The sequence below is a fragment of the Microbulbifer regidiadema (SeqCode) genome, from assembly GCF_052466995.1.
In genome coordinates this window covers 4861193-4877221 of sequence record NZ_CP174297.1, presented here as the reverse complement: position 1 = coordinate 4877221, position 16029 = coordinate 4861193, and the positions used below count along the sequence as shown (strand labels likewise).

Genomic DNA, 16029 nt, shown 5'->3' with positions numbered 1-16029 from the left:
GAGGCCCCAGCTTTCCTGGCCGGGGCAGTTAATTTCAGTAGCTTTACCCGCCAAATAAACTGACTATCCCCTCAATATGACAATTCAGCGTATTTGCCCCCTCTAACACCGCCCCTTCGCTATGCTCCACCCGACAATAAAAAGGAGCTTATCGACCATGGAGAGGTTTATAAAACTTATCGCTGCGGCAATTATCGCAAGCCCGATATTTTCAGCCAACGCAAACACAAGTGCAGCCTTGCCCAATTTTAGCTATGAGGACATATTCGATCTAGAGTACGCCAGCGATCCACAGTTTGGCACTAACGATAAAAACATTTATTACGTGCGCAACTCCCTGAATAAAATGGCGGATACCACAAGGGCAAACCTTTGGTATATCAGCGACGATGGCAAAGACCACCGCCCCCTGACTTCGGGAGACTTTTATGATCACTCCCCTCGCCTATCTCCAGACGGAAGGACCCTGGCTTTTATCAGCGATAGAAGCGGAAAACCCCAGATACATTTATTGTGGCTAGATAACGGCCAGAGTGAGCAAATTTCCCACCTGCCCAAAGCCCCAGCAAATATCCAATGGTCCCGCGATGGCCAGCATATTACTTTCACCATGTTCGTGCCCGAGAGTAAACCACTCCCTGTAGAACTCCCCACACCACCGGAAGGGGCTCAGTGGGAGGAAGCACCCCAGTTTATCGATAAAAGCTTATACCGCATCGAGGGTGTGGGATACTTAGAACAGGGCAATTCACAAATTTTTGTCATTTCCCGCGAAGGGGGCACTCCCCGTCAGCTCACTAGCGGCAATTACGAACACAGCGGTCATCTCAGCTGGGAGAAAAATAATAAATCCATCTATTTTTCTGCAAACCGCCACCCCAATCATGAAATCGAGCTGCTCAATTCAGAAATTTATAAAGTCGATATCGACAGCGGGAATATTGAACAGATAACCGAAAGATTTGGCCCCGACTACCAACCTAAAATCTCACCCGACGGGAGAAAACTGGCCTATTTGGGCTATGAAGATCAGCGACTTTCCTACCACCAAAATACTTTGCGGGTAATCGACCTCGCCAGTGGAAAAAATCACTTGGTGAAAACCGCCAGTGATCGCAGTGTTTCCGATTTCCAATGGCTCGCCGACAGCAAGCGTATTGCCTACAGCTATGACGACCACGGCTCAACCAAAATTGCCCTTAAAAAGATCGGAGGTAAAGCAACGGTAGTCGCGGATAACGCCGGAGGTCTGACATTAGGCGCTCCCTATAGTTTTTCGGACTTCGCTGTCTCCAAGCGTGGAAATGTAGTGTATACACAAACCACCCCTCAAGTTCCCGCCGAGCTTGCAATTTCCCGGAGCGGCAAGATAACAACACTCACGGCTATCAACAGTGATCTGATACCGCTGCGCAATATGGCCCATGTGGAAGAGATCAACTATAAATCCAGCTTTGACGGTCGCAACATTCAGGGTTGGGTAACCTACCCTCCCAATTTCGACCCCAAAAACAAATACCCCTTGCTGCTTGAGATTCACGGCGGCCCCCTAACCAACTACGGCCCGCGATTTGCCGCCGAAATGCAATTATTTGCCGCTGCGGGCTATGTAGTGCTCTACACCAATCCGCGCGGCTCCACCAGTTATGGTCACGAGTTTGCCAACCTGATTCACCACAACTTTCCGAGCCAGGATTACGATGACTTAATGGCCGGTGTCGATGCGGTTATTGCCCAAGGCTATATTGATGAAGAGCAATTATTTGTTACCGGAGGAAGTGCCGGCGGTACACTGACAGCTTGGATTATTGGTAAAACCGCACGATTCAGGGCGGCGGTCGTTGTGGCCCCGGTAATTAACTGGGAGAGCTTTGTACTAACTGCCGACTACTCCAAGCTATTTACACGCTACTGGTTTTCAGGAATGCCCTGGGAGACCCCCGAGGAGTACCGCCGCCGCTCACCACTCACATATATCGGTAATATCACTACACCGACAATGCTATTGACCGGCGAAAACGATTATCGCACCCCAATATCTGAAACTGAACAGTTTTACCAGGCATTAAAGTTAAATGATGTAAAAGCGGCTATGGTACGCCTCCCCAATACATCCCATAACTTCTCTGACAGACCCAGCAAGAGAATCTCTAAAGTAGCCTCGACCCTCTACTGGTTTGATCAATACAAACCCGACAGGGAGAATGAGAGTGAGGATATAGTGAGCAATTAACTAAATTTCATCTACCGACTCTGCCTAATCAGAAAGGAGCGGATCAACCGACCCGCTCCTAATTCAAGAGTCACCCCTTCAGGTACACCGCCACACCTCAATCAAACCATCAGCAGCTTACTTAACAACCCTCCGGAAAAAGCTAAACGATTTACACGGCCCCTAACACAAGACAAGCTACAGCCTTCTTTCTATGGCGCCTGTATCTACGATTTGATTACCCTCGGCATAAAGGCGACACTTTCCAAAAACCTTATATCGTTTTCTATATCGCTCACAGAGGCCAAGCGCATCATCATTTGCGACTTGTTGATCGATATTTTCTTCAGAAAAACCTATAGCAAAGGCTCCCCTAAAATCCAAAGCTAAAGCTACAGCTTTTTTCCCAGTCATATTTTGGTATTTTTCAAACTTTTCACCCAATCCTTCTTTAACCGGCTTAGCGGACAACCGAGGTCCTTGTATTTTCTCAATCTCTCTGCGCATTGAATTTAAACGAGACTCCCACTCCAAATTGGAAAGCTGCACCATCAAAGGACTTGCAACCTGAGAAAAATATTCTTTATCACGATTAATATAAAGCTCATGCGCATACCACCATGCTATTCTAGTATCCCTAGGCGCACGCAGATAAGCCTGCTCAAGCATTTCAAAATAATCTTCTCGCGGGTACCCCAGCACTTGCATTACAATCGCAAGCTCATACCAATAGATGGGTATATCATCTTGGAAGTTAACAAGTTTGACATACTTATCTCGTATATCTGTTACCGAATTTAAATTAGCACCCTCAAGTTTCGAAAGTTCTTCAGCCAAACTTATACGTGCCTGAGCCTCCAGAAACCAGAGTTCCCCATGAAAATCCACAGGAACAGAATCCAACCACTCTTTTGCCTTCGGGAAATTCCCAGCCTGTAACTCTGCAATCGCCATTGCAGAATTTAACTCATAACTACGAACCTCCTGCTTTTCAGCATAATCAATAAAACTCTTTAACTGGGCAACTTCCTGACCCGTAATCGCCATAAAATTTGCAATTTCTAAAATCGCATTTTTCTTAGGGAGTCGCGTTACAGTACTATTAAATTCAGTCTCTTTCATCTTGGGCATAGGCATTCTAAAATACCCAAATTTGGACCTAGGTAAACTAAGATATTCTGACTCGAGCTCTTCGAACGTCATACCAAGCTCCTCCCAAAGTGGGCGCACCCCAGCCAAGCCTTTGTTGTAGCCATTCAGGTACCGTCCCAAAGCTTTTGCCCGCTGCGGATCAAAAATCAACCAGTGCGCTAACATCCAACCATTAGCATACAAAGCTTCTCGATCCCTATCATTCAAAGACCCATTTTTTGCCTCAAGGAGCATCTTTAAAGGCAATTCCTTTGAATAATCTAGTGTAATAGCTCGACTTATTGGAATCATCCCAAGCTCATATTCATCCTCGTGGAAGCTGATCGTAGAAAAAACCTCCGCCATTCCCTCACTATACCAGTAGGGCAGGTTAGATGAGCTGCGCCCATAAGTAAGGAAATGCACATACTCGTGAAATAAAATTTGACGTGCAGGATTACCTGGGTAATATTTATTTCCCGCCAAATTCACCAGAGCAAAGCTACCGTGAGAGGTATTGCGAAATAAACCTACGACCCTGCGAACATCCTCCCGACCAGAAATACCCTTAAAACTTAACGTGTCCGACAAGGCATAAACGGTTAGCTTTTGCTGATCCGGTATAAATCCTATATGCCTCTCCGCTACAACCCTCAGCCTTTCAAGGTCGATAGCCAACCTCTCAACCTTCTCCGATTTACCATTGGTAACTATACGAAAGTGCTTAGTCTCTACCTCATACCAGCTTGAATTAACCAACTTTTGAGTTGATGTACACCCCCCCAAAAAAGCAACAGATAATAGTAAAACCCATAGAAATTTACATATAACCCGCCTACAAACCATTTCTAACTCCATCCCTATCCCTTAAAATAATTTAACAATCCAAAAAAATAAGAAACCATACGTCACAAATCACCTGTCATAAGTGACTCACGCACTATAAAACCCTTGGGAATTACAGTAACTTAACCCTCACACAACCAAACATCAATACAGAGGCTATCAGAATATACATTTCCGACACACCTTATAACCTTATCGCAAACTCCAGCCAGACAATTTCGAAAACAGCCTCTATTCCCCATAGGTTTGGCCGACATAAACCATATGAAAGTGTTAAAGACTTAGCACTCAACTGAGTCTATTGTACCGATTAAAATCAGCCAGACTTCTTAACCCAAGCCCCCAACCTGCTACCCAGCCTTTTGTTCACATACAATATACCTGAAACAAATACCACCACTCCTTCCCCCGCTACTGGAGTTATAAAACTCTTTAACTGATTATTTTACGTTTCGGCCAAACCGCTTTCAAATAGCCAACGCACAGAATAGAAGCCAAATAGCTTTCACCGCACTAATATTGAGGAGCAAGCTATTACCAACTTTAAGAAAATCCCGATGGTACTTCTGGGTTTAGCCAAGCCGGAGACGACATTCCGTACGACACTGAAGACTACACCTTGGAAGTACCACTATATTCCAGAGTAAATACCCTGTATATTTTACAAGCCTGTAACCACAATGGATGCTTTGATTCAGACACTCTTACGGTTAACGATCCACTTATTGGCAGTATTGGTTACTTAAAAGCAAGTAGCTCTGGCGAAGGTGAGCACTTTGGGGCCTCGACAGCTTTTAGCGGCGACGGGAATACTCTTGCCATCGGAGCTCCAGGTGAATTACTTCGAACTGAAAACTCTAATCCCCCGGAACAGTTTATATCTTTACCCGAACGAATTTTAACTAAAAGGAACAGGCCACTCTCAAAGCCAGCAATAGCTGACAGGGGGATTATTTTGGCCGCTCTATTAGTTTAAGTAATGATGGCAGCACACTCGCAATCGATGCCCATAAAGAAAATAGCAGCGCTACTGAAATCAACGGGAATCAGGGCAGTAGCAATTTTAATTCACCTGCTTTCAACTTTGGTACCGTATATTTATATGCCCGCACAAATAATATCTGGGCTCAACAGATTTATATAAAATCTAGCAACAGTGATCTCGACGATGCACTTGGTTACTCCGTCAACCTCAGCGAAAATAGGGATATCCTTGCAGTCGAGGCTCCCAATGAAGACAGCTATGCCAGTGATATTAATGGCGATAAGCAAGATAATAACGTCCGAGATTCTGGAGCAGTTTATATGTTTACACGCTCAAATACGACATGGAGAAAAGAGAGTTATATCAAAGCAAGTACTACAGAAAAAGAAGATGAATTCAGTTGCTCTGTAAGCCTCAGTGCAGATAGAAACACCCTTGTAGTGGGCGCCCCGGGTGAAAATAGTAATACTACCGACACTGGCGACAACAAGAAAAACAATGACGCCCCTAATTCAGGCTCTATATTTATCTACTAATTTTTAATGGCTCAGGACTTCAGGAAGGTTTACAATCAAAATACACTTTGGCTGAGGGGTGCATAACTCAACGAGTCGTTAACTTAAAGGGTGGCTCCGAATAAAAATTACGATCTGACTTACCATTACTTACAAAATTAAGTCTGAGCCAATTCAACTTCAATACATACCCACCCCTAAAAATTTATCTATCTTCAACGGCGAACCTTTTGCCATATGAACCACTGGTAGGGACCCAATAAATAGAATAGAAGCTCTTTATTGCGATGTAAGCGTTAAATCATTAGGTGCTAACACCGCAATAAATGGCGTGATTAATTACCTCTACACTTAACCGTGATCGTGATATGCCTTAGCCCGTTTCATATGGCGATCCTTTTTCTCCGCCTTTAGGGTTTCCAGTTTAGCCAGCTGCTGCTCTGTTAAAATGGACTCAAACTGGGTGCGCATTTGATTGCGGCTCTGCATTTTAGCCACTTCCAATCTGCCAATCTTAGCACCCAGGCTCGCCAGAGTTTTCTGGTCCGCCCCAGAGCGAATCGCTTCACGCAGCGCTTTATAGGCTCCATGTATTTCCTCGCGCTGAGCCACTTTACCCTCGCGGTTGGACTCGCGAAACGCCTTCATTTGATCCTTTTGTGCTTCGCTCAGCTCTAACTCTTTAACTATTTTGCCCGGCCCATGAGCGCGACCTTCCGCCCGCCCGTTGCCATCACACGCCATACTCACTGCCGGTACAGCCACAACACCAGCCAATGCCAAACTACTTACTACTGCTTTCCAGTTTTTCATCGTTCAACCCTCTCGTTTGCATTCAGTAAATACATACTAAGTGGCCGCCGTGTAAACAGGGGATAACTGTGGTAAACCTTTGTTAAGAACGTTAAGCAGGCTATTTTTACACTAATGCGATATTTATTTAGACGGACAAACCTGGTTGCAGTTAAATCGCTACTAAAGGAATTAAATCGATGGAGGGGGCTATTTTTAGAACTTTATTTCGGAAGCCGTACAGGCTTACCCTGCTGGGCCTCCGCAACACATAGAGGGCACTCAGTGCAGAGCGGCCGAGGTGGGACTTGGCTTTGTATCGGTTTCTTCTAGCGAGTGAGTCAAAACGAAGTAATAAACGACCTGTTCGCGGCCCTGCACTTCGGCTATCAGGTCAAAGTTATACTCCCCCCGCTCCCCGGGAGAAATACGCACAGCAGCGATATGCTCGGGCTCAATAAACAGCTCGGCGACAGGTCGCTTACCGCGCATGACCTGAACTAACTTAGTACGCGCATCTTCAGCGGTGAAGCGCCAGTGGTAGTCGTCATCATCGTAAACTACCGAATCGCTACTTCCAGCGCGAACAATACAGTTCGTATGCTCAGTCAACCAGGGCCAAAATTCACTAAATGGCAGGGAGCTTTTCATAGGGGTATCAGTCATCAAGCTCAAGAACTTCGCAGTCGAGTGCAAGCTCTTCCGCGATTTGCTGGCACCAGAGGTTGAGTCGCTCAGCGGTCATCTCTTCCTGCTGGTCCTCATCGATAGCCAGGCCGACAAACTTTGCCTCCCCCGCCACCTCAGCTTTTGACGCCTCATACTCGTAGCCCGCCGTAGACCAGCGGCCCACTATTGCAGCTCCCCGCTCCACAATCACATCGTGGAGCATACCCATGGCATCCAGGAAGTAGTCGCCGTATCCGAACTGATCCCCCAGGCCAAATAGTGCGACGGTCTTGCCGGTAAAATCAATTTCCTGCACGTCCTCCCAGAATTCCTCCCAGTCGGACTGGATCTGACCAAAATCCCAAGTGGGTATTCCAAAAATGAGATGCTGGTAGCCGGCGATATCCAGCTGGGTAACATCGGCAATATCAAATAAATCTACATTCTCTTCGCCGAGGCGGGCGCGGATGCGCAAAGCTACTGACTCGGTATTCCCCTCGTCGCTGCCATAGAACAAGCCGATTTTACTCACTGTCAACCCTCTCCGCCCGATCCGGGCCACTACATACTGAATTACAAGGCGGCGTATTCTCCCAGCAATAACCTGGCTCAGCAAGTTACCCTGCAAGTATGGAGTGGAAGATACAAAGAAAAAGGCCCCCGGGGCAGCGGGGGCTAAGGGTTATGAACCTGCTGGGCCTTGGGGAAGGGTGCACCCAGCGGATCGCACAAGGAGTCTTTGGTTGGGGGGCCTAGGACTCTGAATCCTGACTTGAAGAACCTTGGTCACGCCGCATCATGCGCCGCTCTTTGCGCTGAGTTTTCAGCGTTTCCCACTTGGCCTTCTGTTCGTCAGTCAGAATGGCCTTAAATTGTTCCCTCATCCTGTTTTGGCTCAGCATCTCTTGAACCTTTAACTTGCCGAGCTGCTCGCCCAGCTGATTCAGTGTCGCCTGGTCGGCACCCGAATCAATCGCAGTATTTATTTGCTGGCGCAACTCGTACATTTGCTGGCGCTGTGCCGCTCTCGCTTCCTGAGAGTTCTCACGGTTGGCCCTCAGCTGCGCCTGCTGACCTTCAGTCAACTCGAGCTGGCGAGCCATATATTCAAATCCGCGTCCCTGGCCGCCCTCAGAGCTGCCGAGGGCCATCGCTGCTGGAGCGATAAGAACACCCGCTATTGCCAAGCTTCCGACTGCTTGTTTCCAGTACTTCATTCCCTCGTCCTCATGTTTGTGTTCAGTGACTTCATAGTAATCTCAGCTTGTGTAAACGGGGGAAAACGCCGGTAAACATTTGTTAAGAACGGTAAAAAGCTTTTATGTTGGCGGTAACCAGCGCCAGCGCTTTGCATATAATGGCCACACAGAAACTGAGAGAACGCCATGAGCCGCATCCTTTTAATCGACGATGACACCGAACTCACTGACCTGCTGCAGGAATACCTTACCGGTGAGGGTTTTGAAGTAACTGCTGCCAACGATGGCGGCCGAGGGCTGGAACTCGCACAGAGCGAAAGTTTTGATGCTCTGGTACTAGACGTCATGCTGCCCGTTCACAATGGGTTTGAAGTGCTGCGCAAGCTTCGCGAGGAGGCCTCTGCTGCGAGCCGCTCGCTACCGGTTCTGATGCTTACGGCAAAGGGAGATACCGTCGATCGAATTGTCGGCCTCGAAATGGGTGCCGATGACTATCTACCCAAACCCTGTAACCCCAGAGAGCTGGCGGCGAGACTGCGCGCAGTACTGCGTCGCGGGCGAGTTGAGCCCAGCGGAGAGAGTGACGACAGCCTTAGCAGCGGTCAGATTCGATTGCTTCCCGCCGAGCACCAGGGCTATTGGGGCGACCAGGTGCTCGCTCTGACCGGGGCCGAATTCGCCGTACTCAAAGTGTTGGTTCAACATGCCGGCGAAGTGGTCGGCAAAGAGGTACTTACCGAGAGCGCCCTGGGCCGCAAACTGATGCCCTACGATCGCTCTATCGATGTCCATGTCAGCAATATTCGCAAGAAGCTCGCCGACAAGGGGGCCAGCCGCGACCTGATAATCAATATCCGAGGCGCCGGCTACATGCTTACCCAGAGCAAGCAGTAGGTCTTCCAGTATGCGCAGTCTGTTTTGGAAAATGTTCTTTGGGGCCTGGATCACCGCTATGGTGATGGTGGTGGCCGCAATTTACATTACCCACTTCGGTGAATTCGGCGACCCTCGGCAAGAGGAGCGCTGGGAGGGGCCCGCCCTGTTTCGTGAGGTCATGCGCAATATGCGCATCGCTCGCCGCCACGGCCCCGAGCAATTCCAGCACTGGCTGGAAAAAGCCCCCAAGAAAGTCAAACGCCAGGTCTATGCGGTCGATCAGCAGGGGAGGGATATTCTCAGCCGCGACGTACCATCGAGTATGAAGCCACTTATCGACAGCCTCGACTACCGCAACCGCGAAGCCCACAGGTTGGTCAACAATAAGCCCACCGTGGGCTTCTTTCTGCCCCTGCGCACCGGCGACCCCCTGCGTATCATCGTCATTGCCGGAGACAGCAAGGAAGGCCTGCTGCTGCGTTTCCTGTGGCGCAACTTCTGGCCGATGTTGCTGCTGTCCATGATCGCCTCCGGCCTCGCCTGCTACTGGCTGGCCCGCTACCTGAGCCGCCCACTGGAACAGTTGCGCGCCGCCACCAAGCGGGTCGCCGCCGGCGAGCTGGACTACCGCGTGACCCCATCCCTGAAGTCCCGCAAAGATGAGCTGACCGACCTGGCCCTGGATTTCGACTCCATGACTGCCCAGCTTCAGGAGTCGATGTCCGAACAGCGACGTCTGATCAAGGATGTCTCCCACGAACTGCGTTCGCCCCTGGCGCGCCTGCAAGTGGCACTGGCGATCGCGCGCCAAAAACAGATCGGTGGACTGGATACAGAGCTGGATAAAATCGGCAAGGCCGCAGATTATCTGGAAGACATTATTGCCGACGTGCTATCTCTTCCTATCAGCGCCCAGGAGCAGCGCCCCCTGGACGATGTAGTGGAAGTTAACGCCCTGATCGGAGCGCTGGCGGAAGACCTGCACAGCGAAGCTGCGGAGAAAAAACTGTCTATTGATATCCGCTCCAAAGGCGAAGAGCTTCTTGTCGCAACCCGGGGCAGCTCCCTGACCGCCGCGCTGGAGAACATTCTGCGCAACGCGATCAAGTACAGTCCCGAGCAAGGCCAGGTGAGAGTGTCGATTGAAGCGTCAGCAGACACCTGTACCATTTCGGTCGTCGACTCGGGCTCCGGCGTGGCAGATGAAGAGCTGGAGGCTATTTTTCGCCCCTTCTACCGCACCGATAGCGCGCGCACCCGGGAAAGCGGTGGCTTTGGACTCGGCCTTGCCATCGCCCAGCGCACTATCCTGCACCACAGGGGAAGTATCAGCGCCCAAAATAGCTCGAATGCCGGACTTTGTGTTGAGATCAACCTACCCCTGCTACATATCCCTGACGACTAAGCAGCACAGCAGCTAATATAAGCATCTCTACCGCCAGAATTTTCTGGCGGTTGCTTCCCAGCACCCGCAAATAGCAAAGGAACCCGCTATGCGCTGGATTATTTATATCCTGATTTTCCTGGTACTACTCGTGCTCGCAGGATACCTGTTTCCCCGCGAGGTCACCGTTCACCGCAGCGTGCTTATCAATAAGCCACCCGCCACAGTTTTCCCCTACGTCAACAATTTCCGCAAGTTTAACGAGTGGTCCCCGTGGCGCCATATCGACCCCTCAGTAGTCTATGAGTACAGCGGTCCCCCGGCCGGAGTCGGCGCCAAAATGACCTGGCGAGGAGAAAACTCCAAGGCCGGCAGCGGCAACCAGACCATCCTCACCAGCCAGAGAAACTCCACTGTCACCACCAAACTGGAGTTTGGTGACGGCAGCCAGGCCACAGCCGAATTCCAGCTGGAACCCCAGGGCGGCGGCACCCTGCTCACCTGGAATTTTTACAGTGATACCGGCGGCGGCCCCAGGGCGCGCTGGATGGGACTGGCAGTGAAAAAGATGGTGGGGGAATCCTATGAACAGGGGCTGGAAAAACTAAAGAACCTCGTTGAAACCGCCCCGGAGGGCTCCTCCACCAATACGGTGTCAGATATTCCCTCGGATGTGGATGACGCTATGGGTGATGGCCCCCAAGGCATTCCCAATGAATTGCGCAATCAAAATGAGGAGGAGGCGGGGGAGACACCCGCACCCCCACAATAGCCCGTCGCGCAGCCCCTGCGGCGGCCCCCTTCCCCGATAGCCGCCCGGGGCTTTATCGGATTGGGGAGCTGGAGAAGTGATGCACTACCAGCTCCGGCTTATCCCGCTGGATAAACAGGGTGGCCAAGATCCGCTTTCCCCCACGACTCCAGGTACTGTGGTCGTGGGCGTTAAAGGTCACGGTGATTTGATTAAATCCGGGCTGCAATAGCTTTTCTGGAATATGCAGGTCTGCGGCATAAAGGCGCTGGACCTTGCTGCCATTAATATATAAATGTGCATGCCCCTCCAAAAAAGGCTCATCTTCCTCACCGGCAAAGCGCGGCGATTCCAGTTCAAACCGATCGTAATCAATATGGAGGTTGTAGCCCGACAGGTCATCCCGGCTGATATCCAGCTCAATCCTGGGCACTGCGGCATGCACAGGTATCTCAATCATGGGGTGCTGATCGCCATTGTGCCCTGCATGAGAATTTGTCTGGGCCATCTGTGACAATACCGGAACCGCTGTGCCCCAGAGCAAAACCCCGGCGATAAAATACCTGCGCATTTTCATTGAATATTTACTCCTGAAGGAGCCTCTGAATAATTCCGTAAGGCCTCCAGCTTTCAGAGGCCCCCTAGATTAAATACGAGTTAGTAGTCCCAACAGCGATTCACAACCCCCTCGCTGTCCAGCTTGCCAGCAAAACGCGGGCCAAACGTATACGGGAAGGCTGGAATTAATTCCCCACTATTGTCCTCTGTCACCGTCAAATGATAATGGTAGCCGCGCTGATTATCGCTGTGACCGTTGAACTGATCGAGATAGGCCCCGCCCCGGTCAGTCAAACTTTCATCCCAGTAGTAATCTTCGTAAAAGAAACCCGAGACAGCCTCAAACTGATTGCCAGAGGCGGATGTATAGATATCATCAGTGTCAGGGCCCGCATAATTCGTATAAGTAACACCGCGATCGACATTGTATTCATCGACTAACAGGCAGTTGCGCCGACCGGCAACACCGCAACCCGTAGCTGAATTCGGGTTATCGTAGTTGCGAATTACCCAGCTACTCTTTGCCAGTACGCCAGTATCTTCCCATGGACCATAGATAGCGTAGCCATCGGCGGTATATCCATAGATGGGAGAGTGGCCATCAGCAGTATCACCGACGATATCTGCCAGACAACTGCTATAAACATGGTGGTGATAGTCACCATTTGCCGCGTGACCAGCACAAATATCCACATCGTAAAATTCGGCCTCAGCGGCCAAGGTATGCCAGGTATTATTGACCCTCTGTCCGTCACTCCACTGATAAATGGAGGTGCCGTTGACCCAATACCCCTGGGCACCGAGACCTGATTCACAGGGCTCTGTCGCCACTTCCGGCTCTGCCGGGAAATACCCCTCGTGGGAAACCTCTTCCGGGCAGACGGGGCCCGGCGGCCAAAAGCCGTAACCTGCCCCAGCGGCACAAGTGCCGTTGCTGCGGTAGCCAATATCCTGAGCAAAGCTGACCCTATCCCCCACTTCCACAGAGGGATAGCCATTGAGAAAATCGGAAAATGCTTTGGGGCGACCAACAAGCGAGTCAAATATTTCCTGAGTGATATCGATCTGATAATTGGGAATACCCGAGGCCGTAACCTTCGTGTAGTCTTTCCCATTAATCCTGACAGATTCAACCCTCTGGACATTCACCAACACCCGGCGATTGCTGTTGCTTTTGAAAATATAGCGGGCACGCTCTCTGTCTGTATTAAGTATCCACCCCTCTTCTGAAACTGTATAAGCAGAGCTCAACGCATCATCCTCTGCATCATATTCAGACTCGGGGAGCTGTTGCGCCGCAGCACTGGCAATACTCACCCAGGGCAAAACCCCAACCGCAAAATATCTTTTTAGCTTCACAAAAACACTCCTTATTTTTTATTTATCAAGAAACAACTTCACATCTTTAAATATCGACAGGGAATTTGGGCACTCAGCGCAACCCAAAAACCCAACGCAACACACCTCCTCACACCCAAAACAAAAAAAACGACATCCCTGATGGGGCAGCTTGAGCAATACACCACCCCCTCCAACAGAAACACTCACCCGTACATAAACAATCAATTTTCACTAATCGAGCAAGACACCCACAAAAATCCTTAAAAATAATTTTTAATAATCAACAGCAATAAAAATTTCAGGCACCCCATCAACTTTTCGCAATCACAAAAAAATCGAAAAACCCCAAAATAAAAAATCATCAAAAAAGTTTATTTATTTTTTTAAACACAACTAAAGTCTTACACGGCAAAAAACTAGCCCGCAAAAGTGAATGAATTGTGGACGCCTGCGGACCAACTTCACAACAATCGACATTTTCTAACCCTCCTTCGAGAAAAAGCTGCCTGTCAAAAAATTATTAACTAACACAACAGGAAAAATGAAAGACTGGACGCTGTAGACATCTCAAAGAAACACCCTCGGCGGTCCGGTATTTTTTTGAGGAGGGGAAAGTAAATTGTTGTGCTAACAGGTGAAGGGAAAAACTACAATTAAATATACGATTAAATTCAACTCGAAAACTTTGGATTAATCGCCCGCCATCTACCTTTCTACTGGCGTTTTAGCACTGCCTTACACGTATAAAAAAGCCCGCTAGTGCGGGCTTTTTTATAACTAACCTAATTTCGGTCGATTGCGCCGGGCTGCGGGTGCCGGCGACTTGCGCAATTTCCTGCGCTGGCGCTCCAGGTTTTGCTTTTCACCCTGGGTCAGTGGGCGCTGGCCCAGTTTTGGCATTCCCGCCGTTACACAGAGATCATCGATCTCCCGGGGCTCCATTTCGATCCACTGTCCGACACGCACATGGGAGGGAATAAACACGCTGCCGTAGCGCACGCGCTTCAAGCGACTCACCCTGACACCCTGGGACTCCCACAGACGGCGCACCTCACGATTGCGCCCCTCCATGACCACACAGTAGAACCAGCGATTCTTACCCTCGCCGCCACTCTCAACAATATCGGTAAAGCGCGCAGATCCATCGTCAAGCAATACGCCCTTGAGCAGACGTCGCCTCATCTCTTCGTCCACATCCCCCTGAATTCGAACCAGGTATTCGCGATCGATCACCGAGGAGGGGTGCATCAACTTATTGGCCAACTCGCCACTGTTAGTAAACAACAGCAGGCCGCTGGTATTGAAATCCAGGCGCCCAACTGAAATCCAGCGGCCGGTTTTCAGTCTCGGCAGGCGATCGTAGACCGTCGGGCGGCCCTCCGGATCGTGGCGGGAACATATTTCCCCAACGGGTTTGTTGTAGAGGATCACCCGACAGCGATTCTGCTCCGCCGAAGGCAGTCGACTGCCATCAAGCTCGATATGATCCGCTTCAGTTACTCGCTCTCCGAGTTCCGCCACTTTTCCATTTACGGTTACACGGCCCGCGTCGATTGCGCGCTCCATCTCACGGCGCGAGCCGAGACCGGCGCGCGCTAATACTTTCTGTAATTTCTCGCCTGCTGGCGGGGTACCATCACTCATGGGGTGGTGTTTTCCACTTGTACTACTTCTTTGGTTCTTCATCGACATCAGCATTTACCGCCGCCGACTCCTCGGCGACCTCAGCAGCTGTGTCGTCTTTGGCAAACATACTGCTAGGTGGCAGCGTCGCGGTTAGAGAGTCCTCACTCTCCTCTATATGCAGCGATTCGGCACCGCTTTCGTCGTCGCTGTAAACTTCGTCCTCATCACTGGGGTCAAGCTCTGCATCCGCCTCCGGGGAGTCTTCCGACTCCTCCCGCGCCAGCTGCTGCTGAACTTCCGCAGCTGCACTTTCCACCAGATCTTCTTCGCTAGAGGAGCGCAGCGCGTCACCATCGATATCCGGCTCGGGCGGAGCTGTTACTTCAGTCACACCGGACTCAGCCTCAGCGACAATCTCCTCGGCCAGCGCCTCTACCAGTGCATCATCCACATCCTCCCCCTCAGCGGCAGGGGCTTGTGTAGAGACTTCAGCCTCGGGGGCTTGCACAGGCTCAGGATCTGTCGAAATACTCGTATCCGCCTCGGCATCCCCCGCCTCTGCAAGCGGCTCTGGGGGCAGTCCTTCCCGCTCCAATATCTGGTTCAGACTGTCAATATCGCGAATCTCAGCCAGGGTCGGCAGGTCATCCAAATTACTTAAATTAAAGTAATCGAGAAACTCCCGGGTTGTCGCGTAGAGAGATGGCTTGCCGGGTACATCCCGCTGCCCCACCACCTTAATCCAGCCGCGCTCCAGCAGTGTTTTAACAATCTGCGAACTCACCGCTACGCCGCGAACATCCTCGATATCGCCCCGGGTTACCGGCTGGCGGTAGGCGATAATGGCGAGGGTCTCCAGGGTTGCGCGGGAGTACCTCTGCGCCTTCTCCTCCCACAACCGATTAACCCAGGGGGCCAGCTCTTCAGACACCTGAAAACGCCAGCCACTGGCGACCTTCTTCAGCTCAAAGCCCCTATCGGCACAACTCTGGGCAATTTCTTCGAGCACATCTCTCAGGGTAGTCTTGGAGGGCTGCTCTTCCTCCTCCAGCAGAGACAACAATTTCTCTTCACTGAGAGGCTGGCCAGCAGCCAGCAGGGCGCCTTCGACAATTTTACGCAGTAATTCGGGGGCGATTGTCAT

14 protein-coding genes are annotated in these 16029 nt (G+C 50.5%); 5 read left to right on the top strand and 9 right to left on the bottom strand.

What is annotated here, in order from left to right:
- Window positions 1-157 precede the first annotated feature (157 nt).
- A complete protein-coding gene (locus ACJJIK_RS21365; RefSeq protein ID WP_444943805.1) occupies window positions 158-2233 on the top strand; it encodes a S9 family peptidase in 2076 nt (691 codons plus the stop codon).
- 177 nt (window positions 2234-2410) lie between these two features.
- Here the strand turns inward: ACJJIK_RS21365 and ACJJIK_RS21360 are convergent, their stop codons facing one another.
- Window positions 2411-4201, bottom strand: a complete 1791-nt coding sequence (locus tag ACJJIK_RS21360) for a hypothetical protein (RefSeq protein ID WP_444943804.1) — start codon at window positions 4199-4201, stop codon at window positions 2411-2413.
- 1293 nt (window positions 4202-5494) lie between these two features.
- Between ACJJIK_RS21360 and ACJJIK_RS21355 the strand changes: the two genes are divergently transcribed.
- Window positions 5495-5710 (top strand): FG-GAP repeat protein, encoded by a 216-nt coding sequence (locus ACJJIK_RS21355; RefSeq protein WP_444943803.1) that lies wholly within the window; start codon window positions 5495-5497, stop codon window positions 5708-5710.
- A 330-nt stretch (window positions 5711-6040) separates the two neighbouring features.
- Here ACJJIK_RS21355 and ACJJIK_RS21350 read toward each other — a convergent pair whose 3' ends face one another.
- From ACJJIK_RS21350 to ACJJIK_RS21335, 4 genes are all read right to left on the bottom strand, one after another.
- Entirely contained in the window at window positions 6041-6502 is a 462-nt protein-coding gene (locus ACJJIK_RS21350; RefSeq protein WP_444943802.1) for a Spy/CpxP family protein refolding chaperone, read from the bottom strand.
- Between the two features lie 261 nt (window positions 6503-6763).
- Window positions 6764-7132, bottom strand: a complete 369-nt coding sequence (locus ACJJIK_RS21345; RefSeq protein WP_444943801.1) for a hypothetical protein — start codon at window positions 7130-7132, stop codon at window positions 6764-6766.
- Window positions 7133-7139: 7 nt separating this feature from the next.
- A complete protein-coding gene (locus tag ACJJIK_RS21340) occupies window positions 7140-7682 on the bottom strand; it encodes a flavodoxin (protein ID WP_444943800.1) in 543 nt (180 codons plus the stop codon).
- A gap of 220 nt (window positions 7683-7902) precedes the next feature.
- Window positions 7903-8367: a Spy/CpxP family protein refolding chaperone gene (locus tag ACJJIK_RS21335; protein ID WP_444931840.1), complete on the bottom strand. Its 465-nt coding sequence runs from the start codon at window positions 8365-8367 to the stop codon at window positions 7903-7905.
- A 168-nt stretch (window positions 8368-8535) separates the two neighbouring features.
- Here ACJJIK_RS21335 and ACJJIK_RS21330 point away from each other — a divergent pair, with 168 nt between their 5' ends.
- From ACJJIK_RS21330 to ACJJIK_RS21320, 3 genes are all read left to right on the top strand, one after another.
- On the top strand, window positions 8536-9243 hold the full coding sequence (locus ACJJIK_RS21330) for a response regulator (protein ID WP_444943799.1): 708 nt from the start codon (window positions 8536-8538) through the stop codon (window positions 9241-9243).
- Between the two features lie 10 nt (window positions 9244-9253).
- Complete coding sequence (locus ACJJIK_RS21325) at window positions 9254-10630, top strand: ATP-binding protein (protein WP_444931842.1); 1377 nt, start codon at window positions 9254-9256, stop codon at window positions 10628-10630.
- 88 nt (window positions 10631-10718) lie between these two features.
- On the top strand, window positions 10719-11381 hold the full coding sequence (locus ACJJIK_RS21320) for an SRPBCC family protein (protein WP_444931843.1): 663 nt from the start codon (window positions 10719-10721) through the stop codon (window positions 11379-11381).
- A gap of 52 nt (window positions 11382-11433) precedes the next feature.
- Here ACJJIK_RS21320 and ACJJIK_RS21315 read toward each other — a convergent pair whose 3' ends face one another.
- From ACJJIK_RS21315 to scpB, 4 genes are all read right to left on the bottom strand, one after another.
- Entirely contained in the window at window positions 11434-11937 is a 504-nt protein-coding gene (locus tag ACJJIK_RS21315; RefSeq protein ID WP_444931844.1) for a hypothetical protein, read from the bottom strand.
- An 80-nt stretch (window positions 11938-12017) separates the two neighbouring features.
- Complete coding sequence (locus ACJJIK_RS21310) at window positions 12018-13277, bottom strand: YHYH protein (protein WP_444943798.1); 1260 nt, start codon at window positions 13275-13277, stop codon at window positions 12018-12020.
- Between the two features lie 759 nt (window positions 13278-14036).
- Window positions 14037-14903: a 23S rRNA pseudouridine(2605) synthase RluB gene (gene rluB, locus ACJJIK_RS21305; RefSeq protein ID WP_444931846.1), complete on the bottom strand. Its 867-nt coding sequence runs from the start codon at window positions 14901-14903 to the stop codon at window positions 14037-14039.
- A gap of 22 nt (window positions 14904-14925) precedes the next feature.
- A complete protein-coding gene (scpB, locus tag ACJJIK_RS21300) occupies window positions 14926-16029 on the bottom strand; it encodes an SMC-Scp complex subunit ScpB (RefSeq protein WP_444943797.1) in 1104 nt (367 codons plus the stop codon).

Bases quoted from the DNA above. Each gene is read 5' to 3' on its own strand.
- ACJJIK_RS21365 (WP_444943805.1), top strand. From the start codon at position 158: ATGGAGAGGTTTATAAAACTTATCGCTGCGGCAATTATCGCAAGCCCG.
- ACJJIK_RS21360 (WP_444943804.1), bottom strand. From the start codon at position 4,201: ATGGAGTTAGAAATGGTTTGTAGGCGGGTTATATGTAAATTTCTATGG.
- ACJJIK_RS21355 (WP_444943803.1), top strand. From the start codon at position 5,495: ATGTTTACACGCTCAAATACGACATGGAGAAAAGAGAGTTATATCAAA.
- ACJJIK_RS21350 (WP_444943802.1), bottom strand. From the start codon at position 6,502: ATGAAAAACTGGAAAGCAGTAGTAAGTAGTTTGGCATTGGCTGGTGTT.
- ACJJIK_RS21345 (WP_444943801.1), bottom strand. From the start codon at position 7,132: ATGAAAAGCTCCCTGCCATTTAGTGAATTTTGGCCCTGGTTGACTGAG.
- ACJJIK_RS21335 (WP_444931840.1), bottom strand. From the start codon at position 8,367: ATGAAGTACTGGAAACAAGCAGTCGGAAGCTTGGCAATAGCGGGTGTT.
- ACJJIK_RS21330 (WP_444943799.1), top strand. From the start codon at position 8,536: ATGAGCCGCATCCTTTTAATCGACGATGACACCGAACTCACTGACCTG.
- ACJJIK_RS21325 (WP_444931842.1), top strand. From the start codon at position 9,254: ATGCGCAGTCTGTTTTGGAAAATGTTCTTTGGGGCCTGGATCACCGCT.
- ACJJIK_RS21320 (WP_444931843.1), top strand. From the start codon at position 10,719: ATGCGCTGGATTATTTATATCCTGATTTTCCTGGTACTACTCGTGCTC.
- ACJJIK_RS21315 (WP_444931844.1), bottom strand. From the start codon at position 11,937: ATGAAAATGCGCAGGTATTTTATCGCCGGGGTTTTGCTCTGGGGCACA.
- rluB (WP_444931846.1), bottom strand. From the start codon at position 14,903: ATGAGTGATGGTACCCCGCCAGCAGGCGAGAAATTACAGAAAGTATTA.
- scpB (WP_444943797.1), bottom strand. From the start codon at position 16,029: ATGACAATCGCCCCCGAATTACTGCGTAAAATTGTCGAAGGCGCCCTG.